Origin of the sequence: Streptomyces sp. NPDC088554 (assembly GCF_044752945.1) — a bacterium.
Taxonomy (GTDB): domain Bacteria; phylum Actinomycetota; class Actinomycetes; order Streptomycetales; family Streptomycetaceae; genus Streptomyces.
Window position 1 is genome coordinate 41,155 of sequence record NZ_JBIVMF010000014.1, and the last position, 21,418, is coordinate 62,572.

Genomic DNA, 21,418 nt, shown 5'->3' on the forward strand with positions numbered 1-21,418 from the left:
CTGGTACGAGGAGGAGGCGCCCCGCAGAAACGCCGCCCACGCCGACCCCGCCCGTACCCCGCAGCGCGCCGTCCGCTGGCGCGCGGCGGCCGAGAGCGCGCTGTACGGCCCCGGCGGCTTCTATCTGCGGCCCGAGGGTCCCGCGGGGCACTTCCGTACCTCTGTGCATGCCTCCCCGCTCTTCGCGGGCGCCGTCGCCCGGCTGCTGGTGCGCACCGCCGCGCTGCTGGGCAGCGACGAGGTGACGGTCGTCGATATCGGCGCGGGCCGCGGGGAGTTGCTGACCGGGGTCCTGGCGGCCGTACCCGAGGGGCTCTCGGTGCGGCCGTACGCGGTCGAGCGCGCCCCGCGCCCCGCCGGTCTCGACCCGCGCGTCGAGTGGGGCGACCGGCCGCCGGAGGGGGTGCGCGGGCTGCTCTTCGCCAACGAGTGGCTCGACAACGTCCCCGTCGAGGTCGCGGAGACCGGTCCCGACGGGATCGCGCGGTACGTCCTGGTGCGCCCCGACGGCTCCGAGGAGCTGGGCGAACCCGTCGACGGGCCCGACGCGCGCTGGCTCGCCCGCTGGTGGCCGCGGGCGGGCCCCGGCAGCCGCGCGGAGATCGGCCGCCCCCGTGACGCGGCCTGGGCCGCCGCCGTCGCCACCCTGGAGCGCGGTCTCGCGGTCGCCGTCGACTACGCCCATGTACGGGACTCCCGGCCGCCGTTCGGGACGCTGACCGGCTTCCGGGCGGGCCGGGAGGTCGATCCCGTACCGGACGGCACCTGCGATCTGACGGCCCATGTGGCGCTGGACGCCTGCGCGCTGCCCGGCGCCGAACTGCTCGGCCAGCGCGAGGCGCTGCGCCGGCTCGGGGTGAGCGGGGGCCGGCCGCCGCTGGCGCTCGCCTCCACCGATCCGACGGCGTACGTACGGGCGCTCGCGGCGGCCGGGGAGGCGGCCGAACTGACGGCGCGCGGGGGGCTCGGGGACTTCTGCTGGCTGCTCCAGCCCGTCGGGGTCGCGGCGCCGGTCCTCCCCGCCGGGCCGGGGGTTGTCGGTGGCCTCTGAGAGACTGTCGCCCATGACGGAGACCACCCGGACGACGGTCGGCATCGGCGGCGCGGCGGAGAGCACCGACATGGTGCTCAACATCGGACCGCAGCACCCCTCGACGCACGGTGTGCTCCGCCTCCGGCTCGTGCTGGACGGCGAGGTGATCCGGCGGGCGGAGCCGGTCGTCGGCTATATGCACCGGGGCGCGGAGAAGCTGTTCGAGGCGCGTGACTACCGCCAGATCGTGATGCTCGCCAACCGCCACGACTGGCTGTCGGCGTTCTCGAACGAGCTGGGGGTGGTGATGGCCGTCGAGCGGATGCTCGGCATGGAGGTGCCCGAGCGCGCCGTCTGGACCAGGACGCTGCTCGCCGAGCTGAACCGGGTGCTGAACCATCTGATGTTCCTCGGCTCGTACCCGCTCGAACTGGGCGGTATCACCCCGGTGTTCCACGCCTTCCGGGAGCGCGAGGAGCTCCAGAACGTGATGGAGGAGCTCTCCGGCGGCCGGATGCACTACATGTTCAACCGGGTCGGCGGGCTCAAGGAGGACCTCCCCGCGGGCTGGCTGGGCCGGGCCCGGCACGCGGTGTCCGAGGTCCGCTCACGGATGGACGTGTACGACCGGCTGGTCCTCGGCAACGAGATCTTCCGCGGCCGGACGCGCGGGATCGGAGCGCTCTCCCGGGAGGCGGTCCACGCGTACGGGGTGTCCGGGCCGATCGCCCGCGCCTCGGGCGTCGACTTCGACCTGCGCCGCGACGAGCCGTATCTCGCGTACGGCGAGCTGGGCGGCGTCCTCAGGGTCGTGACCCGCGAGGAGGGCGACTGTCTGGCGCGCTTCGAATGCCTGCTGGACCAGACGCACAACGCGCTGGAGCTGGCGGACGCCTGTCTGGAGCGGATCGGGGAGCTGCCGCCCGGCCCGATCAACCAGCGGCTGCCGAAGGTCCTGAAGGCACCCGAGGGCCACACCTACGCCTGGACCGAGAACCCGCTGGGGGTCAACGGCTACTACCTGGTGTCGAAGGGCGAGAAGACGCCGTACCGGCTGAAGCTCCGCTCCGCCTCGTACAACAACATCCAGGCCCTGGCCGAGCTGCTGCCGGGCACTCAGGTCGCCGACATGGTGGCGATCCTCGGATCGCTGTTCTTCGTCGTCGGCGACATCGACAAGTAGCCCGGCAGCGGGCCGGAAGGCCCGGCCCGGGTCAGGAGCTGATCGCGTCGCGCAGCTCGCCGAGTTCGAGGCGCTCGGTCTCGTCGTGCGCGGTCAGGTCGATGACCTGACCGATGCCCCGGTCCTCGCTCCTGCGCCGCTCGGCGAGGGCTTCCTCGCCCACGACGTCCGCGAGATCCTCGCGCTCCAGCCGGGCGGCCGGACCGACCGGCGCCTCCCCGGACCTCCCGGAGGCCCCGGAGACATCGGACGCCCCGGAGGCATCGGCGGAATCCGGGGCAGCCTCGGTGCCTTCAGCGCCCTCTGCTCCCGGCCCACCCTGCGCGCCGAAGAAGTCGAAGCCGCCCTCGGTCCGTGCCGGACGGCGCAGCGGGGAGTACGGGACGATCGCGGAGGCCGTGGGCACCCGGGTGGCGGGGAGGGCGGACGCCGTGCGGCTGTGCTGCTCCGCCCCGGCGACCGCCGCGTGCTTCCCCCGTGGGTCCTCCGCCTCCTCGGCCCGCTCCACGAGATCGCGTTCGCGCGCCGCCTCGACGATGCGCCTCGCCTCCTGCGCCGCGCCGTTGCGCGAGAGCTCCGCCAGGGCCCTGGCGGCGTCGAAATACGCCGCCCTGCTCGTCGAACCGCCGGCCCCGGTCAGCGCCTTGGGCTCGGCCGCCGCTTCAAGGGCGAGCCTGCGCTGCTCCTCCAGCGCGGTGGCCCGCTCGGTCTGGGCGGTGGCGTACCGGCGCAGCAGCGCGGCGTGTTCGCCCCGCAGCTTGGCCAGCTCGACCCGCTTGGCCCGCAGCTTCGTGTCGAGCTTGGCGCGCAGCGCGCGCGACTCCTCGACGTCGGATTCCAGTTCGGCGACGCGCTCCTCGCTCTTCCACAGGTCGCTCTCCCGCCCGCGCGCCAGCTCGGCGACGCGGCGGCCCGCGCTCCGGTCCCAGCCGCGCATGACGACGGCGCCGCTGATGGCGGCGACCGCCGCCGCGGCGACCAGTCCGCGCAGCACCATGGGGTCCGTGAAGAGCCAGGCGCCCGCCGCGCAGAGGACCGCGGCTCCGGCGACCGCCGTCGGCGGCAGAAGCTTGTGGAGAGGTGGTGAATGGCGGTGGCGTCCACGTGGCATGGCCTGAAATTTACCGTGCGTGGAGACCGAATGGGGTACCGGTCGGACAATCTTTCCCGGGCTGTTGCCGGGCTGTTGCCGGCCTCCCTCCGCTCCTCCGCTGTTTCTTCTGGAGAACTCCGTTTTGCCTGTTGCCCGTTACTGTCCGGACGCCGTCCGCGCGCTACTTCTTTACCAGACCTTTGGACTCCAGATACTCCTTGGCCACGTCCTTCGGCTTCGCCCGCTCGGCGTCGACCTTGAGGTTCAGCGCGGCGAGATCGGCCGTGGTGAGCACCTCGGTCAACTTGCCCAGAGCGTCGGCTATCTCCGGCGATCCGGCGTCCTTGGCATTGACCACCGGCAGTACGTTGTCGGCGTTCTGGAGCTTCTTGTCGTCCTCCAGGACCACCAGTCCGAAGCTGTCGAGTGTGGCGTCGGTCGTGGTGCTGAGGACCAACTGGTCGATTCCGTCCTTGACCGCCTGCTTGGACTGCGGAGTGCCGACGCCCTTGGGATCGATGCCGGTCACATCGATGCCGTACGTCTTCTTCAGACCCGGCGCGCAGAACGGCCGGACCTCGCACTCGTCGCCTGCCGCGATCTTGACTTCGATCTTGGACCTGCCCAGATCGGAAAGGGTCTTGAGCTTGTTCTTCTCAGCGAATTCCTTGGTCACCGCGAAGGCATTCTGATCGATGGCCCGACCGGCGGGCAGCACCTTCAGTCCGCGCGGCTCGGCGAGCTTCTTCAGCTCGGCGACGGTCGCGTCCACGTCGCCGGAGGCGAGCGGCTCGGTCTCGGCGGCCTTGGCCCCGTTCACCTTGGCGTTGAGGAATTCGGTGATCGTGGCGGCGTATTCCGGCACCACGTCGATCTCGCCCTTCTCCAGCGACGGTTCGTACAGCTCACGGTTGCTCACCGTGGTGACGGACGTGGAGTAGCCCGCGCCGGCCAGGATCCCGGCGTACAGCTCGGCCAGCACCTTGGACTCGGTGAAGGCCGCGGCACCGACGACCAGCGAGCCCTTCGCGCCCGAGCCGGACCCGGAACCCGAGTCCGGGGAGCCGCCCTTGCCCTTCTCCAGGCTGTCGCCGCCGCATGCGGCGAGCGAGACGGTCAGCGCGGCCACCGCCAGGGCCGCACCCGCGAGACGCGAGGTCCTTCTCATGATGTCCACTGATGTCCACTCTCCAATGAAGCCGAAAACCGAGAAACCCGAGAAAAACTGAGGAACTGAGGAACTGAGGAACCGAAAGGGAGCCGAGAGAGCCGGGAGGCCCGGTCGTCACACGGTCGTACGGGCGGCGGCCGGCCGGGACGGCGCCGGGTCGATCAGCCGGTCCAGCACCACCAGCACCCCTTCGACCAGCAGCGCGAGCAGCGCGACCAGCAGCGCCCCCGCCACCACCTGAGGGGTGTTGTACGTGTTGAAGCCGGCGGTGATGATCCGGCCGAGCCCGCCCTGGCCCACCATCGCCGCGATGGTCGCCGTGGCCACCACCTGCACGGAGGCCGACCGCAGGCCGGTCATGACCATCGGGTACGCGAGGGGCAGCTCCACCCGGACGAAGAGCTGACGCCCCGACATGCCCATGCCCCGGGCGGCCTCCACCACCGCGCGGTCCACCTCCCGCATCCCGACGTAGGCATTGGTCAGCAGCGGCGGCACGGCGAAGAGCACCAGCGCGATGACCGTGGGCAGCGAGCCGGAGTTGCGCAGCGGCGAGACCATGAACAGCGCGAGTACGGCGAAGACCGGGATCGCCCGGCCCGCGTTGGAGATATTGATCGCGAGCGCGCCGCCCCTGCCGAGGTGCCCCAGCCACAGAGCCAGCGGCAGCGCTATCGCGCAGGCCAGCGCGAGCGCCACCCCGCTGACGTACACATGCTCCTCCAGCCGGTGCCACACCCCGCCGTCGCCCGACCAGTTGGCACCGGTCGTCAGCCAGCTCCAGGCTTCCGGGAGAACGTCCATGTCAGATCACCGCCCCGGCGGACGCGGGTATGCGGGTCCAGGGCGTCAGCAGCCGCTGTATCCCGAGCAGCAGCAGATCGGCGACGGCCGCCAGCAGCACACAGAGCACGGAGGCGGCCAGCACCTGCGCCTTGAAGAAGCTCGGCAGGGCGTCCTCGATGAGATTGCCGAGCCCGCCCCGGCCGACGATCGAGCCGATCGTGGTCAGCGCGACCGTCGACACCGTGGCGATGCGCAGACCTGCCATGAGCGCGGGCAGCGCGAGCGGCAACTCGACCTCCCACAGCAGCCGTACGGGTCCGTAACCCATCCCGCGCGCCGCTTCCCTGGCCTCTTCCGGCACCGATTCCAGCCCGGCCACGATGTTCCGTACGAGAATGGTGAGGGAATACAGGACCAGCCCCGTGATGACCAGTCCGGCGGACAGCCCGAAGACCGGCAGCAGCAGCGAGAACATCGCCAGCGAGGGAATCGTGTAGAGCAGGGTCGTCAGTCCGAGCACCGGTCCCGCGAAAGCGGGTCTGCCGCGCGCCAGCAGCGCCAGCGGAAATGCTATGACCAGTCCGATGAGGACCGAGACCGCCGTGATCCACACATGCTGGAGCGTGGCATCGGTCAACTCCTGGCTACGGGAACGGAGATATTCCCCGCAGATCCAGTCGTTCGCCGCCAGGCAGCCTTGTGCGCCCATCCCCCCGCCTCCCCGTCCCGCCGATGGTCTTCCCCTCCGCACCCGGGGAAACGACCTGTGTCCGGACCTTATCCCCGACCACCGACAATCGCGGATGACGGCCACATTCCAGCAACACGGCCTTCACACAACTCGCCGTACAACCACCGCGCGCGCACCGCACAATGGGGAACCATGATCCGATTCGAGCATGTCACCAAGCGGTACCCGGACGGCACGGCCGCTGTCGACGATCTCTCCTTCGAGGTCGCCCGGGGCGAACTGGTCACGCTCGTCGGCCCTTCCGGCTGCGGCAAGACGACCACGATGAAAATGGTGAACCGGCTCATCGAACCGACCGAGGGACGCATATTCCTCGACGGGGACGACATATCAGCCATCGATCCGGTCCAGCTCCGCCGCCGTATCGGCTATGTCATCCAGCAGGTCGGCCTCTTCCCGCACAAGACGGTCCTGGAGAACACCGCGACCGTCCCGCGTCTTCTCGGCTGGCAGCGCGCCAAGGGCCGGGCGCGCGCCGCCGAACTCCTCGATCTGGTCGGCCTCGACCCGTCCGTGTACGGCGACCGCTACCCCGAGCAGCTCTCCGGCGGTCAGCGCCAGCGCGTCGGCGTGGCCCGCGCGCTGGCCGCCGATCCGCCCGTGCTGCTGATGGACGAGCCGTTCGGCGCGGTCGACCCCGTCGTGCGCGACCGGCTCCAGAGCGAGTTCCTCAGGCTCCAGGCGGCGGTGGACAAGACTGTCCTGTTCGTCACGCACGACATCGAGGAGGCCGTCCGGCTCGGCGACCGCATCGCCGTCTACGGACAGGGCAGGATCGAGCAGTTCGACGCCCCGGCCACCGTCCTCGGCGCGCCCGCCACGCCGTACGTCGCGGACTTCGTCGGCGCCGACCGGGGCCTCAAGCGGCTCTCCGTCACCCCCGTCGAGGAGGGCGACCTCGACCGGCCGCCCGTCCTCCGCCTCGACGACCCGCTCGGGCGGGCGGCGGCGCTGCTCGCCGAGGAGGGCGCGCGCTGGGCCGTCGTCCTGGACTCCGACGACAGGCCGTACGGCTGGATCTCCACCGAGCACACCGGCCGTGAGGGGACCGTACGGGAGCACGCCCGCCCGATGGACGCCCGGCTGCCCGTCGGCTCCTCGCTGAAGCAGGCGTTCGCCACGATGCTCCAGTACGACGCCGGGTGGATCGCGGTCGTCGACGCGGCGGAGACCGGACGGTTCCTGGGGGTCCTCACCCCGGCCCGGCTGCACGAGGCGCTGCGCCGGTCGGTCGACGCGGACTCCCGGGCCGTCGCCCGTACCGACGTACACGTGGAGACCGTCGACCGCTGACGGCCGGGCCCTCTCCGTACGGAGGAGGCCCGGCCGCCGGGTTCCGCGCTGTCAGGCTCCGCTGAGGCGGCTGCTCATCCACACCAGGGCCGGCGGGATCTCCCGGCGCCAGGTGTTGAAGTTGTGCGCGCCGGTCGGAAGGATGATCGACGACACCTGCGCCGGCGACTTGACCTTGCTGATGAACGTCCTGGTGTCCTTGAGGTTCCGCTCCCCCTTGAGGGAGCTGGTGACCAGCAGCGACACATTGCTCTGCGGCAGATGGTCGAGGCTCCACAGCAGGTTGGCCCGGTTGCGCAGCTCCTGCCGCCCCTGGAAGAGGTCACCGGTCGTCGGGTCCTCGGCGGCCTTGTAGTACGCGGAGAGCCCGGCGCCCACCGAGAACTGCTCCGGGTGGTGCATGGCGATCTTCAGCGCGCAGTAGCCGCCGGTGGAGTCGCCGATGATGCCCCAGCTGCGGGCCGTGTCCTTCACCCGGTAGGTCTTCGACACCGCGTGCGGCAGATCCTTGCCGATATAGGTCTCGGCCTGCGGGCCGCCGGGGATGTCCACGCACTCGGTGTCCCGGGGCGGGGCCACGGTGGGACGCAGCATGACCAGGATCATCGGCTGCATCTTGTTCTCCTTCGCCAGCGTCCAGGCCGTCGTCGGATAGTTCAGCCCCTTGATCAGGTTCTCCGCCACGCCCGGGTAGCCGGTGAGGACGATGGCCGCCGGGAAGCTCTGCTTCCTGAACTGGCGCTGGAAGTACTGCGGCGGCAGATAGACGTACGCGGTGCTGTTGATCCCCGACTTCGGACCGCTCACGGCGATCTTCTGGATCTGTCCGGCGACGGCGGGCTGCCTGCTGCCCGGTACGGACGTGTGCTGGGTCTCCATGACCGTGGCGTACCGGCCCGCGGCCGCGGCCTGCCCGACGACGGCCCCCAGATCCTGTTCCTGACCGAAGAGGTCGCCCCAGCTCCCGTAGAACAGGAAGTACTGATTGGCCGCGAGCGCGACGGCCGCGAAGATGGTCACCTGTGTGACGAACAGCATGCCGATACGGCCGAGTACGGCGCTCGGCGCACGGCGGGACAGCCGTGGCCAGAGCCAGATGGTCGCCACAAACAGCAGCACGGCCACCAGAACCGCCAGGACCAGGACTTTTCTGCTGGTAAGACCCATGTCGACCGAGCTCTTCCGTGAGATTTTCCTGAAACCAGAGGAACCCGCTCCCGGAAAGCCTCGTCCTAGAGGTCGCAAAATGTCCGGTCCGCGCAGGAGAAGCGGACTCGGCCACCACAATCTCTCGCGGAGCCGGGAAGCGATGTCTGTGACGCTAGATGGGGATAAATCGGGATCGGTTCCGAATCGGACGGAACGTTCCTCGGGAGGCTCCGGGGAACGCCCCCGGCCGAACGGACTGCCTCAGCGCGCGCGACGGCTGCTGCGCGGCCCGCGCCCCGAGTCCGTCCCCGCGCTGGTGGGCACCGCCTGCGCGGTCATCGGCCTGATCGACATCGCCGCCGGAGTCTTCCCCCGCTTCCGGCACAGCCGGATGCACGACCTCGCCGAGGTGCTCCCCGGCGCGCTCGGCCCCTACGCCGCCGCGCTCGCGCTGAGCACCGGCGTCCTCCTGCTGCTGCTCGCCCACGGCCTCAAGCGCCGCAAGCGCCGCGCCTGGCGGGCCGCCGTCATCCTGCTGCCCGCGGGCGCCGTCGCCCAGTTCGCGTACCGGCACTCGGTGAGCGGCGTCGTGCTCTCACTGGCCCTGCTGGCGCTGCTGCTGTGGCACCGCCGCGAGTTCGCCGCCCTGCCCGACCCGCGCAGCCGCTGGAAGGCGCTGGCGAACTTCGTCCTGATGGGCGCGGGCTCCATCGGGCTCGGCCTGCTCATCGTCAGCGTCCATCCGCACCGGACCGTGGGCAACCCCAGCCTCTCCGAGAGGCTCGAACACGTACTGTTCGGCCTGTTCGGCTTCTCCGGCCCCATCGACTACAGCGGCATAGTCAGCGGCACCGTGGGCGACTCCCTGGGCGCCCTCGGCCTGCTCACCGCCCTCACCACCATCTATCTCGCCTTCCGGCCCGAGCACCCGGTCGCCCGGCTCACCGAGGACGACGAGCGGCAGCTGCGGGCGCTGCTCGCGCGCCACGGCGGCCGCGACTCCCTCGGCCACTTCGCGCTCCGCCGCGACAAGGGCGTCGTCTTCTCCCCCAGCGGCAAGGCGGCCGTCTGCTACCGCGTCGTCTCGGGGGTGATGCTCGCCAGCGGCGACCCCATCGGTGATGTCGAGGCATGGCCCGGCGCCATCGAACGCTTCATGGACGAGGCCAAGGCCCACTCCTGGACCCCCGCCGTCATGGGGTGCAGCGAGACCGGCGGAGAGGTGTGGACCCGCGAGACGGGGCTCTCCGTGCTGGAGCTGGGCGACGAAGCGGTGGTGGACGTGCCGGATTTCTCCTTGCAGGGACGCGCCATGCGCAACGTACGCCAGATGGTGAAGCGCATCGAGCGCGCCGGCTACGAAACGCGGGTACGACGCGTCCGTGACCTCTCCGACGGCGAGCTGGGGCGCGTCCGCCGCGCCGCCGACGACTGGCGCGGCACCGACACCGAGCGCGGCTTCTCCATGGCGCTCGGCCGGATCGGCGACCCCTCCGACGGCGACTCCGTGATCGCCACCGCCCACAAGCCGGGCGACGGCGACACGGGCCCCTACGGCGACCTGAAGGCCGTACTCCACTTCGTTCCCTGGGGTACGGACGGCATGTCCCTGGACCTGATGCGCCGCGACCGCTCGGCGGACCCCGGCATGAACGAGCTGCTGATCGTCGCCTCCCTGCACGCCGCCCCCGCGCTGGACGTGGTGCGCGTCTCCCTCAACTTCGCGATGTTCCGCTCGGCGCTCGCCCGGGGCGAGCGGCTCGGCGCGGGCCCGGTGCTGCGCTGCTGGCGGGGGCTGCTGGTCTTCCTCTCCCGCTGGTTCCAGATCGAGTCGTTGTACAAGTTCAACGCCAAGTTCCAGCCGCGCTGGGAGCCGCGTTACGTGGTCTTCCGCTCCCCCGGCGAGCTGCCCAGGATCGGGTTCGCCGCGATGCAGGCGGAGGGGTTCGTGACGCTCGCCCTGCCCCGCGCCCTGCGCCGGCTCGGCCGCGCCTCCCGGAGCCGTCCGGGCGAGCGCCCCACCGGACCGCCGTCCGACCACGAGGTCCGCACCACGTAGGGCACAGGACGGTCCACGGCTGCTGGACCGCCCTACGCCCTAGGGTGGACGTATGAGTACGTTGAGCGGGCGGGGCACGGTCGAGGGGCTGCCGGAGTGGGACCGCTGCGCGGTCATGGGCGTCGTCAATGTGACGCCCGACTCCTTCTCCGACGGGGGCCGCTGGTTCGACACCACGTCCGCCGTCAAACACGGCCTCGCCCTGGTCTCCGAGGGCGCCGACCTGGTGGACGTCGGCGGCGAGTCCACCCGGCCCGGCGCCCCCCGGGTCGACGAGGACGAGGAGCTGCGGCGGGTCGTTCCCGTCGTACGCGGCCTGGCGGCCGAGGGCGTCACCGTCTCCGTCGACACCATGCGCGCCTCCGTCGCCGAGCAGGCGGTCGCGGCCGGTGCCGCCCTGGTCAACGATGTCAGCGGCGGTCTCGCGGATCCGGCCATGGTGCCGGTGGTCGCCGAGGCCGGGGTGCCGTTCGTGGTGATGCACTGGCGCGGTTTCAGCGACCGGATGAACAGCCGCGCGCACTACACCGACGTGGTCGCCGAGGTCCTCTCCGAGCTGCGGATGCGGCTGGACACGGTGATCGCGGGCGGGATCGCCCCCGGGCGCCTCGTCATCGACCCCGGTCTGGGCTTCGCCAAGCGGGCCGAGCACGATCTGACACTCCTCGCCCACCTCTCCGAGCTGCGCACCCTGGGCTGTCCGCTTCTGGTCGCGGCCTCCCGTAAACGTTTCCTCGGCCATGTCCTCGCCGATGGCGAGGGTTCGCCACCGCCCGCCCGCGAGCGCGACGCGGCCACCGCCGCGGTCTCCGCCATCGCCGCCCATCAGAGCGCCTGGGCGGTCCGCGTCCACGAGGTACGGGCGACAGCGGACGCGGTACGGGTGGCGCGCGCCGTCGAGGGCGCCCGGTGAACGCCCGTACGGACACCGAACAGGTCGAGCTGGCCAACACCGCGCTCTACGACGCGATGGAGCGCGGTGACCTCGCGTCCTTGTCCGCGCTCTGGCTGGACAGCGAGGACGGCGAGGGCGCCAAGAACGGCGGAACCGACGGTGTGTCCTGCGTCCACCCGGGCTGGCCCGTGCTCAGGGGCCGCTCCGAGGTTCTGCGCTCCTATGCCCTGATCATGGCGCACACCGAGTACATCCAGTTCTTCCTGACCGACGTCGCGGTGTCCGTCCACGCGGACACGGCCCTGGTGACCTGTACCGAGAACATCCTGAGCGGCGGTCCTGCCGAGGAGGGCGGGGCGCTGGGACCGCTCGTCGGCCAGCTGGTCGTCGCGACCAACGTGTTCCGGCGCACGCCGGAGGGCTGGCGGATCTGGTCGCACCACGGCTCGCCCGTACTGGCCGAACCCGAGGAGGACCCGGACGCGGGCCCCTCCGTGTGAGCGGTCCCCCACCTCCCGGTGGATTGCGCGCCGGGGACCGGGGTAGGGAACGCGGCTACGACCCGCGCCACGACCGGCCGCTCCCACCCCTCGGGAGAGCGTTGTCAGTGCCCGCGGGTAGATTCGAAAGTGGGCGCCGAACCGCCCATACAGGGCAGTGCGCCCCGACGACCGACAACAGCAGGAGTGATTCGCGTGGATCGTGTCGCGCTGCGCGGCCTCAAGGCCCGTGGGCACCATGGCGTCTTCCCCCGGGAGCGCGAAGAGGGCCAGACCTTCATCGTGGACCTGGTGCTCGGCCTCGACACCCGTCCCGCGGCCGCCGCCGACGACCTGACGAAGACCGTGCACTACGGGATCGTGGCCGAGGAGGTCGTGGAGGTCGTCCAGGGAGAGCCGGTCGCCCTGATCGAGACACTGGCGGAGCGCATCGCCCAGCGGTGCCTGAAGCACGACGCCGTCCAGGAGGTCGAGGTCGTCGTCCACAAGCCGGACGCCCCGATCACCGTGCCGTTCGACGATGTGACCGTCACCATCACCCGGAGCCGAGTATGACGTTTCTTTCCGTGAACGGACCTCAGAGCGACCCGACCGCCCAGCCGGTGCCCGCCTCCGTGGTCGCGCAGGTGGACGCCGCGGACAGCACGCTGTCCAATCCGCGGCGGGCCGTGATCGCCCTCGGCGCCAATCTCGGCAACCGGCTGGAGACGCTCCAGGGCGCCATCGACGCCCTGGAGGACACCCCGGGAGTGCGGGTCAAGGCGGTCTCCCCGGTGTACGAGACGGAGCCCTGGGGCGTGGACCCGGACTCCCAGCCGTCGTACTTCAACGCGGTGGTCGTGATCAGGACGACGCTGCCGCCGTCCTCGCTGCTGGAGCGCGGCCAGGCCATCGAGGACGCCTACGACCGGGTCCGCGAGGAGCGCTGGGGGCCGCGCACGATCGACGTGGACGTCCTGGCGTACGCGGACGTCGTCTCGGACGACCCACGGCTCACGCTGCCCCACCCGAGGGCCCACGAGCGCGCCTTCGTGCTCGTCCCGTGGCACGACGTGGAGCCGGAGGCGCAGCTCCCGGGCCACGGGCCGGTCGCCGGACTGCTGGCCGGTGTCGGCCGGGACGGCGTGCTGCCCAGGCCCGATCTGGAACTCCGCCTGCCCGAGTAGTCGTTAGGCTCAGCGGACCGGCACAACGGACCGGTACGGCAGCAATACGGCAGCAAGGCGAAGGGCTTTTCTCGGTGAAGCAGTTGCGGATCGGCGTCCTCGTCGGCCTGTTCGTGGTGGCCGGTGTGCTGTCCTGGGCCGCCGCCCGGCTCTGGGACTCGTTCGACACCCTGCCGAGCGTGCCGCTCGCGGCGCCCATCGTGCTCGCGGCCATCGCCGCCGTCCTCGTCGCGACCGCGCTGTCGCTCCGGTCCCGGCTGAAGGCCCAGCGGGAGCGGCGCCCGGACGCGAAGGGCGTCGATCCGCTGATGGCCGCCCGCGCGGTGGTCTTCGGCCAGGCGAGCGCGCTGGTCGCGGCGCTGGTCTGCGGGATGTACGGGGGCACGGGCGTCTTCCTGCTGGGCTTCCTGGACATCCCCGCCCGCCGGGACCAGGCGATCTACGCGGGCGCCTCCGTGGTGGCGGGCATCGCGGTCATCGCCGCCGCCTTCTTCCTGGAGCACGTCTGCAAGCTCCCCGAGGACACGGAGGGCACCGGAGGCGGCGCGGCGCCCGCCGGGCACGCCTGACCCGGTACGTCCCGCCGGCTCCGTACCCCCGTACGGAACGGCCTCAGCGGGCCATGATCAGGCTCATCGCCTCCGCGCGCGTCGCGGGGATGCGCATCTGGCCACGGACCGCCGACGTGATCGTCTTGGCGCCCTGCTTGCGCACCCCGCGCATGGTCATGCACATGTGCTCGCACTCGATGACCACGATCGCCCCGCGCGGCTCCAGGATCTCCATCAGCGAGTCGGCGATCTGGGTCGTCAGCCGCTCCTGGACCTGCGGCCTGCGGGCGTAGACGTCCACCAGCCGGGCCAGCTTCGACAGTCCGGTGATCTTCCCGTCGGCCGATGGGATGTAGCCGACATGGGCGACCCCGACGAACGGCACCAGATGGTGTTCACAGCTGGACATCACCTCGATGTCCTTCACCAGGACCATCTCGTCGTGTCCGAGGTCGAAGGTCGTGGTCAGCACGGACTCGGGCGTCTGCCACAGACCGGCGAATATCTCCTTGTACGCCCGCGCCACCCGGCCGGGGGTCGCCCGCAGACCTTCCCGGTCCGGGTCCTCCCCCACCGCGATCAGCAGCTCGCGCACGGCGTCCTCGGCCCGCTTCTCGTCGAATACGCGGATCGGGCTCTCGCCGCCGTCCAGCGTCACCGGGTCGGTCATTGTGCCTCGTTCCTGTGCCGTTCCGTGGCGGGCAAAAAGGGATGCCGCGCTCCCCCAGGCTAGAACCTGAGGGGCGCGGCATCCATTCCGGGCCTGGTAGGAGCGGTGGCTCAGCTCTCCGGACGGTCCTCGGGGACCGCCTCGGTCGGCTTCTCACCGGCCGTCACGGCGGGCAGGCCGCCGTTCGCGCCGGCCGCGCCGTTGGTCAGCGCCAGCTCCTTGGGCGAGAGCACCGGGGGCCGCGTCGAGGGCGTACGACGCGACGATCCGGTCCACGCCGGGCGGGCCGGGCGCTTCACGATGGTCGAGAAGACCTCGGCGATCTGCTCCTTGTTCAGCGTCTCCTTCTCCAGGAGAGCCAGGACCAGATTGTCGAGCACGTCGCGGTTCTCGACGAGGATCTCCCACGCCTCGTTGTGCGCGGTCTCGATGAGCTTCTTGACCTCTTCGTCGACCAGCGCGGCGACCTCTTCCGAGTAGTCGCGCGCATGACCCATCTCACGGCCGACGAACGGTTCGGTGTTGTCACCGCCGAACTTGATCGCGCCGAGCCGCTCGGTCATGCCGTACTGCGTGACCATCGCGCGGGCCGTGGCGGTGGCCTTCTCGATGTCGTTGGCGGCGCCGGTGGTCGGGTCGTGGAAGACCAGCTCCTCGGCCGCGCGCCCGCCCAGCATGTACGCGAGCTGGTCGAGCATCTCGTTGCGCGTGGTCGAGTACTTGTCCTCGTCGGGCAGGACCATGGTGTAGCCCAGGGCCCGGCCGCGGGACAGGATCGTGATCTTGTGGACCGGGTCGGAGTTCGGAGACGCCGCGGCGACCAGGGCGTGTCCGCCCTCGTGGTACGCGGTGATCTTCTTTTCCTTCTCGGACATGATCCGGGTCCGCTTCTGCGGGCCCGCCACGACGCGGTCGATCGCCTCGTCCAGGGAGTGGTTGTCGACGAGCTTCTTGTCGCTGCGCGCCGTCAGGAGCGCCGCTTCGTTCAGCACGTTGGCAAGGTCCGCGCCGGTGAAGCCGGGCGTACGACGGGCGACGGCGCCCAGGTCGACGTCCGGAGCGACCGGCTTGCCCTTCTGGTGGACCTTGAGGATCTCCAGACGGCCCTGCATGTCCGGGCGGTCGACCGCGATCTGCCGGTCGAAACGTCCCGGGCGCAGCAGCGCCGGGTCGAGGATGTCGGGCCGGTTGGTGGCGGCGATCAGGATGACGCCGCCCTTCACGTCGAAGCCGTCCATCTCGACGAGCAGCTGGTTGAGCGTCTGCTCGCGCTCGTCGTGACCGCCGCCGAGGCCCGCGCCGCGGTGCCGGCCGACGGCGTCGATCTCGTCGACGAAGACGATCGCCGGGGCGTTCGCCTTGGCCTGCTCGAAGAGGTCGCGTACCCGGGAGGCACCGACACCGACGAACATCTCGACGAAGTCGGAACCGGAGATCGAGTAGAACGGAACGCCGGCCTCGCCCGCGACAGCACGGGCGAGCAGGGTCTTGCCCGTACCGGGCGGGCCGTACAGCAGCACACCCTTGGGGATCTTGGCGCCGACGGCCTGGAACTTCGCCGGCTCCTGGAGGAACTCCTTGATCTCGTGGAGTTCCTCGACGGCCTCGTCGGACCCCGCCACATCGGCGAAGGTCGTCTTCGGGGTGTCCTTGGTGATGAGCTTGGCCTTGGACTTCCCGAACTGCATGACCCGGGAACCGCCGCCCTGCATCTGATTCATCAGGAACAGGAAAACCACGACGATCAGCACGAAGGGAAGCAGCGAGAACAGCACCGAGAGGAACGGGCTCTGCTTCGAGGGCGAGACCGTATAACCCTTGGTGATGTCGCCGCTCTGGAACTTCGTCTGGAGCGTCGAGGCCAGCGTCGCGCCCTGGTTGCCGATATAGCTGGCCTGGATCTTGTTGCTGCCCTTGACCTTCAGGCCGTCCTTGAGGTCGACCTTGATGATCTGGTCATCGCCGGTGGTCAGTTTGACCTGCTCGGCCTGGTTCTTGTCGATCGCCTGGACAACCTCGCCGGTGTCCACCGTCTTGTAGCCGCCCGACTGGCCGACGACATTCATCAGCACGACCACGGCGAGGACGGCCAGCACGATCCACATGACCGGCCCACGGAAGTATCGCTTCACGTCCATCCATACGAGGCGAAGTCGCCCCGTCCCTCCTGCCCGTAGGTAAATGCTGCTGTGAGATAAAGAGTGCTCTTCGGACGGTACCCCAGCATCATGACCCGCGACCGCACGGGACGGCTGACAAACCCGCCTTCCCCTGCTCCAACGGCGCGCGGGGTGCTGGGGTTCCCGGCCGCGACGAGCCCTTTCCGTAACGCCTCGTCGCTCTTACGCGGGTACGGAAACGCTCCGGACCACCCGGAAGTGGCCGAGCGCCCCCTCCGTACTAGCCCCCGTAGACGTGCGGCGCGAGAGTGCCGACGAAAGGCATGTTGCGGTACTTCTCCGCGTAATCCAGGCCGTATCCGACGACGAACTCATTGGGAATGTCGAAGCCGATCCATTTGACGTCGATCGCGACCTTTGCGGCATCCGGCTTACGGAGCAGGGTGCAGACCTCCAGCGAGGCCGGTTCCCGTGAACCGAGATTGGACAGCAGCCACGACAGTGTCAGCCCCGAGTCGATGATGTCCTCGACGATCAGGACGTGCTTGCCCTTGATGTCGGTGTCCAGGTCCTTCAGGATCCGGACCACGCCGGAGGACTGGGTGCCCGCCCCGTACGAGGAGACGGCCATCCAGTCCATCGTCACGGGGGTGGACAGGGCCCGCGCCAGGTCGGCCATGACCATCACGGCACCCTTGAGGACCCCGACGAGAAGAAGGTCCTTGCCCGCGTATTCCGCGTCGATCTTCGCTGCCAGCTCGGCCAGCTTCGCGTCGATCTCTTCCTTGGTGATGAGCACCGACTGGAGGTCGTCGCCCATGTCCTTGTCGTCCACCCGCATCGCTTTCGTCGTCGGCCAGAGGTCCGGAGCCGGGAGCCCCGGAGACACAGCCGTAGTGCATCAGCGCTTCAGCCCTGCCGGATGACCAGTCTGCCACCCTGCCTCCTGGCCTCCACGCGGCCGGGCAGGTTGATGGCTCCCTGGCCGCGCCAGCCGGTGATCAGACGGTCGACCTCTTCGATGTGCCGGGCGAACAGCGAACCGGCGGGGGCGCCCGCCTCGATGGCCGCCCTGCGGAGCACCCGGCGGCGGACGGCGGACGGGAGCGCGTACAGCTTGGCGCACTCCAGCAGGCCCGTCTCGTCCCGTACGGTCCCCGCCGCGTCGAGCGCCCAGACGTCCAGGGCGTCGGCGTCGTCGCGGGAGAGCTGTGCGGTACGGGCCAGGGCCTCGACGACGCCTTTGCCGAGGGCCTTCTCCAGGGCGGGCAGCCCTTCGTGGCGCAGTCGTGAGCGGGTGTACGCCGGGTCGGCGTTCTGCGGGTCGTCCCAGACCGGGATCGACTGGACGAGGCATGCCTTGCGGGCGGTCTGCCGGTCGAGCTGGAGGAAGGGCCGCCGGTAGCGTCCGGCCGTCCCCGAGACGGCCGCCATACCGGACAGGGAGCGTGTGCCGGAGCCGCGGGCGAGGCCCAGCAGGACGGTCTCGGCCTGGTCGTCGCGGGTGTGGCCGAGCAGGACGGCCGCCGCGCCATGGCGCTCCGCGGCGGCGTCGAGCGCGGCGTACCGTGCGTCGCGGGCGGCGGCCTCGGGGCCGCCGTCGCGCCCGACGGACACGGCGACGGATTCGACGGGGTCGAGCCGCAGGGCCCGGAGCCGGACGACGACTTCGGCGGCGAGCCGGTCGGATCCGGCCTGGAGGCCGTGGTCGACGGTGACGGCGCCCGCCCGGATGGAGAGTTTGGGGGCCTCGAAGGCGAGGGCGGACGCGAGCGCCATGGAGTCGGCGCCGCCCGAGCAGGCGACGAGCACGAGGGGCGGTTCGCCCCGGGAAGAGGAGGAAGAGGAGGAGGACGGCGGGGAGGAGACGGCGGAACAGGTCTCCGTCCGCTCGGTGAGGATGTCGTGGAGTACGCGGCGGACCGCCAGGCGTATCGCCGCGACCGCAGGATGGGGACCCATATCCGGTGCCCTTCGTGAAGTTATTTGGGGGTGCCTCGGTCGAGGTAAGAGCGGGGAGCGTCACTCAGAGTGCGTCGATGGTGACAGAACCGAGCCATTACCCGAGCATTGCACGCCTATCCCTCACTCACGGTCCCTCGGATGGGTGATACCTGAGGCGTACATCTGCCATTCGACGGCTCGGAGCTCAGGATTCCGCCCTGCGGTGCACCCGTGCGACCCAGTCCGCGGGTTTGGCGATCTCCGCCTTGGTGGGGAGGGTGTTCGGCGAGGTCCAGACCCGGTTGAAGCCGTCCATGCCGACTTCCTCGACCACGGCGCGTACGAACCGCTCCCCGTCCCGGTACTGACGGAGCTTGGCGTCGAGGCCCAGCAGCCTGCGCAGGGCGAGGTCCAGTCGGCCGGCGCCGCGCGCCCTGCGCTGCTGGAACTTCTCGCGGATCTCGGCTACGGAGGCCACCGCCTCGGGCCCGACACCGTCCATCACATAGTCCGCGTGGCCTTCGAGCAGCGACATCACCGCGGTGAGCCGGCCGAGGGTCTCGCGCTGCGCCGGGGTCTGGACCAGCTCGACGATGCTGCGCCCGCCGTCGTCGTTCTCCTCGCCCTCGGGACGGCCGCCCACGAGCGACTGGGTCGCCTCGCGCAGCCGTTCGATGAGAGTCATCGGGTCGACGTCGGTCTGCTCCAGGAATGACTGGATCTCGCCCTGGAGGTGGTCGCGCAGCCAGGGCACCCCGGTGAACTGGGTGCGGTGGGTCTCCTCGTGGAGCGCCACCCAGAGCCTGAAGTCGTGCGGGTCGACGTCCAGTTCACGTTCGACATGGACGATGTTGGGGGCGACGAGCAGCAGCCGGCCGCCGACGGCGGCGGCGGCGGCCGGGAGATCGCGGGTGGCGGGCGCGAACGTCTCGTACTGCCCGAGCACCCGGGAGGACATGTACGACAGCAGCACGCCGACCTCGACGCCGGTGACCTTGCCGCCGACCGCGCCGATCACGGCGCCGCCGGGGCCGCCGGAGCGGCGCTCCCGCATCTTCTCGAACAGGGGCGCCAGCAGCTCGCGGAACCCGGCGACATTGGCCTTCACCCAGCCGGCCCGGTCCACGACGAGGACCGGGGTGTCCGGCGGCTCATGGCCCTCGGGGATCATCCGCGTGTACGCGCGGACGTGCCCCTCCGCCGCCTTGGCGTGCCGCCTCAGCTCGGCGACGATCTCGCGCGCCTCGTCCCGGGTGACCTCGGGTCCTGGCCGCACGAGGCGGCTCGCGGTCGCGACCGCGAGTTTCCAGTCGACCATCTCTGCACCACCGATGCTCGTCATGCGTCAACCGTACGTGGTCGGGTGGACGAGCGGTGAGGGGCCGCCGACCCGGTTCTTCCCCCATCCCGCCCCCTAGGGGCCGGGGCCGGGCACGGAACCGGGCGTTCCCGTACGGCCGATCGAGGCCCCCGGCGGACCCGTGCCCCGGCCGCCGTCCGGCACGCCCCGGCCGCCGTCCGGCACGCCACCGGCTGCCGCCCGGCCCCGGCTACCGCGGCGCCTTCGCGGGGAGCAGCGCCGCCGAGAGCCGGTCCAGGGCCGCCTGCGCGGCGGCGGGGGCCTCCGTCGAGCCCGCCATGAAGGCGAAGGCCAGCAGTCGGCCGTTGGCGCCGACGACCGTACCGGCCAGGGCGTTCACCCCGGTGAGGGTGCCGGTCTTGGCCCGGATGAGCCCGGTGGCGGGCTTCTCCCGCGCGTACCGGGCGCGCAGCGTGCCGGTGAACCCGGCGATCGGCAGCCCGGTCAGGACGGGGCGCAGCTCCGGGTGGGCGGGGTCGGCGGCATGCGCCAGCAGGGCGGTGAGGAGGGCCGCGCCGGCCCGGTCTGCCCGGTTCAGCCCGCTGCCGTCGGCGAAGCGGGCGCCGGCGACGGGCAGTCCGAGTTCGCGCAGCCGGTCCTGGACGGCCCGGCCCGCGCCGTCGAAGCTCGCGGGCAGGCCCGCGGCGATGGCGGTCTGCCGGGCCAGCGACTCCGCGATGTCGTTGTCGCTCTCGGTCAGGGTGCGTTCGACCAGCGCGGAGAGCGGAGCGGAGTGGATCTTCGCGAGGGGTTTGGCCCCCTTGGACGCGCCGCCCTTCTTCGGTGCGTCGGCGGTCTTGACCCCGCGCTCGCGCAGCAGCTCGGCGAAGACCCGGGCGGCGTCCCCGGCGGGGTTGCCGCTGCGCGGCGCCGGGCCGCTGGTCGACTTGTCGAGACGGCCCTGGTCGGACATCAGCGCCACCACGGGGGCGATGTTGTCGTTGGGGCCTATGGGGTGTTCACGGGGGCCCGAGTAGAGGGAGACGTCGTACCGCAGCTCGATCCGGTCGATCCCCCGGTCGCGCAGGGCGCGGGCGGTGTCGTCGGCCAGCGCCTCCAGTCCCGTGCGGTCGAGGGTGGCGTCGCCGCCGCCCACCAGGGTGAGCCGCCGCCCGTCCGGGGCGGCCAGGACGGTGGTGGCGATGCGGTGGTCGGGGCCGAGTGCGGAAAGCGCGGCGACCATGGTGGCGATCTTCACCGTGGAGGCCGGGATCATCGGTTCGGCGTCGCCCTTCCCGTACAGCCGGCGGCCGGTCGCGGCGTCGACGACGGAGGCGGTACGGGACGGGCCGAGCGCCTTGTCGTCGAGGAGCGCGCCGAGGGTCCTGCCGAGTCCGGGCGGGACCTCCGGCGCCGCCTTGAGGCCGGCGGCCGTGCGGTCGGCGGCGCGCAGCGGGGAGAGCACGCCCGCGGCGCTGGGTGCGGGCGCGGGCGTACGCGGGGCGGGAGCGCCGTGCGGTGCGCCACCCGTACGGTCCTGGGCGGCCGCCCAGGCGCGCTCGGCCCTGCGCTGGCCGGAGTCCCAGGGGCCCGTCGCGGCCACCACCACGGCGGCGAGTGCCAGGCCCGCCGCCACGGAACCCGCCGTGAGCTGCCACACTTTCGGCTCAAGCACGGTTGACCAGCCCCTTTCGCGATCACACTCCTGCGTGGGGGACACTTAATCACTGCGCCTTGCCGCGAGCATGGCACCC

At 71.1% G+C, this 21,418-nt stretch carries 20 protein-coding genes; 9 read left to right on the forward strand and 11 right to left on the reverse strand.

Going from position 1 to position 21,418, the window contains the following annotated elements; translation table 11 throughout:
* The first annotated feature begins 100 nt into the window (after positions 1–100).
* Together ACIP8W_RS17900 and ACIP8W_RS17905 are read left to right on the forward strand one after the other, a co-directional pair.
* Entirely contained in the window at positions 101–1,051 is a 951-nt protein-coding gene (locus tag ACIP8W_RS17900) for an SAM-dependent methyltransferase (protein WP_401956826.1), read from the forward strand.
* A 13-nt stretch (positions 1,052–1,064) separates the two neighbouring features.
* On the forward strand, positions 1,065–2,216 hold the full coding sequence (locus tag ACIP8W_RS17905; protein WP_401956751.1) for an NADH-quinone oxidoreductase subunit D: 1,152 nt from the start codon (positions 1,065–1,067) through the stop codon (positions 2,214–2,216).
* Positions 2,217–2,247: 31 nt separating this feature from the next.
* Here ACIP8W_RS17905 and ACIP8W_RS17910 read toward each other — a convergent pair whose 3' ends face one another.
* The 4 genes from ACIP8W_RS17910 to ACIP8W_RS17925 all read right to left on the reverse strand — a co-directional run bounded on the left by ACIP8W_RS17910 (position 2,248) and on the right by ACIP8W_RS17925 (position 5,975).
* Positions 2,248–3,327, reverse strand: a complete 1,080-nt coding sequence (locus tag ACIP8W_RS17910; RefSeq protein ID WP_402203625.1) for a hypothetical protein — start codon at positions 3,325–3,327, stop codon at positions 2,248–2,250.
* Positions 3,328–3,490: 163 nt separating this feature from the next.
* Positions 3,491–4,477, reverse strand: coding sequence for an ABC transporter substrate-binding protein (locus ACIP8W_RS17915; protein ID WP_401956747.1), 987 nt, complete (start codon positions 4,475–4,477; stop codon positions 3,491–3,493).
* Positions 4,478–4,594: 117 nt separating this feature from the next.
* On the reverse strand, positions 4,595–5,284 hold the full coding sequence (locus ACIP8W_RS17920) for an ABC transporter permease (protein ID WP_401956744.1): 690 nt from the start codon (positions 5,282–5,284) through the stop codon (positions 4,595–4,597).
* 1 nt (position 5,285) lies between these two features.
* Positions 5,286–5,975: an ABC transporter permease gene (locus ACIP8W_RS17925; protein ID WP_402203627.1), complete on the reverse strand. Its 690-nt coding sequence runs from the start codon at positions 5,973–5,975 to the stop codon at positions 5,286–5,288.
* A 174-nt stretch (positions 5,976–6,149) separates the two neighbouring features.
* Here ACIP8W_RS17925 and ACIP8W_RS17930 point away from each other — a divergent pair, with 174 nt between their 5' ends.
* Positions 6,150–7,310: an ABC transporter ATP-binding protein gene (locus tag ACIP8W_RS17930; RefSeq protein WP_401956739.1), complete on the forward strand. Its 1,161-nt coding sequence runs from the start codon at positions 6,150–6,152 to the stop codon at positions 7,308–7,310.
* A gap of 51 nt (positions 7,311–7,361) precedes the next feature.
* Here ACIP8W_RS17930 and ACIP8W_RS17935 read toward each other — a convergent pair whose 3' ends face one another.
* Entirely contained in the window at positions 7,362–8,477 is a 1,116-nt protein-coding gene (locus ACIP8W_RS17935; RefSeq protein WP_401956736.1) for an alpha/beta hydrolase, read from the reverse strand.
* Positions 8,478–8,619: 142 nt separating this feature from the next.
* Between ACIP8W_RS17935 and ACIP8W_RS17940 the strand changes: the two genes are divergently transcribed.
* From ACIP8W_RS17940 to ACIP8W_RS17965, 6 genes are all read left to right on the forward strand, one after another.
* Positions 8,620–10,518 (forward strand): phosphatidylglycerol lysyltransferase domain-containing protein, encoded by a 1,899-nt coding sequence (locus tag ACIP8W_RS17940; protein WP_402203630.1) that lies wholly within the window; start codon positions 8,620–8,622, stop codon positions 10,516–10,518.
* A gap of 52 nt (positions 10,519–10,570) precedes the next feature.
* On the forward strand, positions 10,571–11,431 hold the full coding sequence (folP, locus tag ACIP8W_RS17945) for a dihydropteroate synthase (protein WP_401956731.1): 861 nt from the start codon (positions 10,571–10,573) through the stop codon (positions 11,429–11,431).
* Entirely contained in the window at positions 11,428–11,913 is a 486-nt protein-coding gene (locus ACIP8W_RS17950; protein ID WP_402203632.1) for a nuclear transport factor 2 family protein, read from the forward strand. The genes folP and ACIP8W_RS17950 overlap by 4 nt, the downstream gene beginning before the upstream one ends.
* 195 nt (positions 11,914–12,108) lie before the next feature.
* Positions 12,109–12,468 carry a dihydroneopterin aldolase gene (gene folB, locus ACIP8W_RS17955; RefSeq protein ID WP_401956725.1) on the forward strand — a complete coding sequence of 120 codons (360 nt, stop codon included), beginning with the start codon at positions 12,109–12,111 and terminating at the stop codon, positions 12,466–12,468.
* The gene (folK, locus tag ACIP8W_RS17960; protein WP_402203634.1) at positions 12,465–13,079 is read left to right on the forward strand and encodes a 2-amino-4-hydroxy-6-hydroxymethyldihydropteridine diphosphokinase; all 615 of its coding nucleotides are present in this window, start codon (positions 12,465–12,467) and stop codon (positions 13,077–13,079) included. The genes folB and folK overlap by 4 nt, the downstream gene beginning before the upstream one ends.
* Before the next feature lie 74 nt (positions 13,080–13,153).
* On the forward strand, positions 13,154–13,648 hold the full coding sequence (locus tag ACIP8W_RS17965; RefSeq protein ID WP_401956719.1) for a DUF3180 domain-containing protein: 495 nt from the start codon (positions 13,154–13,156) through the stop codon (positions 13,646–13,648).
* 43 nt (positions 13,649–13,691) lie between these two features.
* Here ACIP8W_RS17965 and folE read toward each other — a convergent pair whose 3' ends face one another.
* The 6 genes from folE to dacB form a co-directional block, all read right to left on the reverse strand.
* Complete coding sequence (gene folE / locus ACIP8W_RS17970; RefSeq protein WP_401956716.1) at positions 13,692–14,300, reverse strand: GTP cyclohydrolase I FolE; 609 nt, start codon at positions 14,298–14,300, stop codon at positions 13,692–13,694.
* A 110-nt stretch (positions 14,301–14,410) separates the two neighbouring features.
* On the reverse strand, positions 14,411–16,438 hold the full coding sequence (ftsH, locus tag ACIP8W_RS17975) for an ATP-dependent zinc metalloprotease FtsH (RefSeq protein WP_401956714.1): 2,028 nt from the start codon (positions 16,436–16,438) through the stop codon (positions 14,411–14,413).
* A gap of 262 nt (positions 16,439–16,700) precedes the next feature.
* A complete protein-coding gene (gene hpt, locus ACIP8W_RS17980) occupies positions 16,701–17,261 on the reverse strand; it encodes a hypoxanthine phosphoribosyltransferase (RefSeq protein WP_401956824.1) in 561 nt (186 codons plus the stop codon).
* Between the two features lie 68 nt (positions 17,262–17,329).
* Entirely contained in the window at positions 17,330–18,382 is a 1,053-nt protein-coding gene (gene tilS / locus ACIP8W_RS17985) for a tRNA lysidine(34) synthetase TilS (protein ID WP_402148460.1), read from the reverse strand.
* Between the two features lie 187 nt (positions 18,383–18,569).
* Entirely contained in the window at positions 18,570–19,706 is a 1,137-nt protein-coding gene (locus ACIP8W_RS17990) for a zinc-dependent metalloprotease (protein WP_402203637.1), read from the reverse strand.
* 208 nt (positions 19,707–19,914) lie between these two features.
* Positions 19,915–21,339 carry a D-alanyl-D-alanine carboxypeptidase/D-alanyl-D-alanine-endopeptidase gene (gene dacB / locus ACIP8W_RS17995; protein WP_401956706.1) on the reverse strand — a complete coding sequence of 475 codons (1,425 nt, stop codon included), beginning with the start codon at positions 21,337–21,339 and terminating at the stop codon, positions 19,915–19,917.
* Between the last annotated feature and the right edge of the window lie 79 nt (positions 21,340–21,418).

Coding starts and splice junctions, on each gene's coding strand:
- ACIP8W_RS17905 (WP_401956751.1), top strand. CDS start 1,065: ATGACGGAGACCACCCGGACGACGGTCGGCATCGGCGGCGCGGCGGAG.
- ACIP8W_RS17910 (WP_402203625.1), bottom strand. CDS start 3,327: ATGCCACGTGGACGCCACCGCCATTCACCACCTCTCCACAAGCTTCTG.
- ACIP8W_RS17915 (WP_401956747.1), bottom strand. CDS start 4,477: ATGAGAAGGACCTCGCGTCTCGCGGGTGCGGCCCTGGCGGTGGCCGCG.
- ACIP8W_RS17920 (WP_401956744.1), bottom strand. CDS start 5,284: ATGGACGTTCTCCCGGAAGCCTGGAGCTGGCTGACGACCGGTGCCAAC.
- ACIP8W_RS17925 (WP_402203627.1), bottom strand. CDS start 5,975: ATGGGCGCACAAGGCTGCCTGGCGGCGAACGACTGGATCTGCGGGGAA.
- ACIP8W_RS17930 (WP_401956739.1), top strand. CDS start 6,150: ATGATCCGATTCGAGCATGTCACCAAGCGGTACCCGGACGGCACGGCC.
- ACIP8W_RS17935 (WP_401956736.1), bottom strand. CDS start 8,477: ATGGGTCTTACCAGCAGAAAAGTCCTGGTCCTGGCGGTTCTGGTGGCC.
- ACIP8W_RS17940 (WP_402203630.1), top strand. CDS start 8,620: ATGTCTGTGACGCTAGATGGGGATAAATCGGGATCGGTTCCGAATCGG.
- folP (WP_401956731.1), top strand. CDS start 10,571: ATGAGTACGTTGAGCGGGCGGGGCACGGTCGAGGGGCTGCCGGAGTGG.
- folK (WP_402203634.1), top strand. CDS start 12,465: ATGACGTTTCTTTCCGTGAACGGACCTCAGAGCGACCCGACCGCCCAG.
- folE (WP_401956716.1), bottom strand. CDS start 14,300: ATGACCGACCCGGTGACGCTGGACGGCGGCGAGAGCCCGATCCGCGTA.
- ftsH (WP_401956714.1), bottom strand. CDS start 16,438: ATGGACGTGAAGCGATACTTCCGTGGGCCGGTCATGTGGATCGTGCTG.
- hpt (WP_401956824.1), bottom strand. CDS start 17,261: ATGCGGGTGGACGACAAGGACATGGGCGACGACCTCCAGTCGGTGCTC.
- tilS (WP_402148460.1), bottom strand. CDS start 18,382: ATGGGTCCCCATCCTGCGGTCGCGGCGATACGCCTGGCGGTCCGCCGC.
- ACIP8W_RS17990 (WP_402203637.1), bottom strand. CDS start 19,706: ATGACGAGCATCGGTGGTGCAGAGATGGTCGACTGGAAACTCGCGGTC.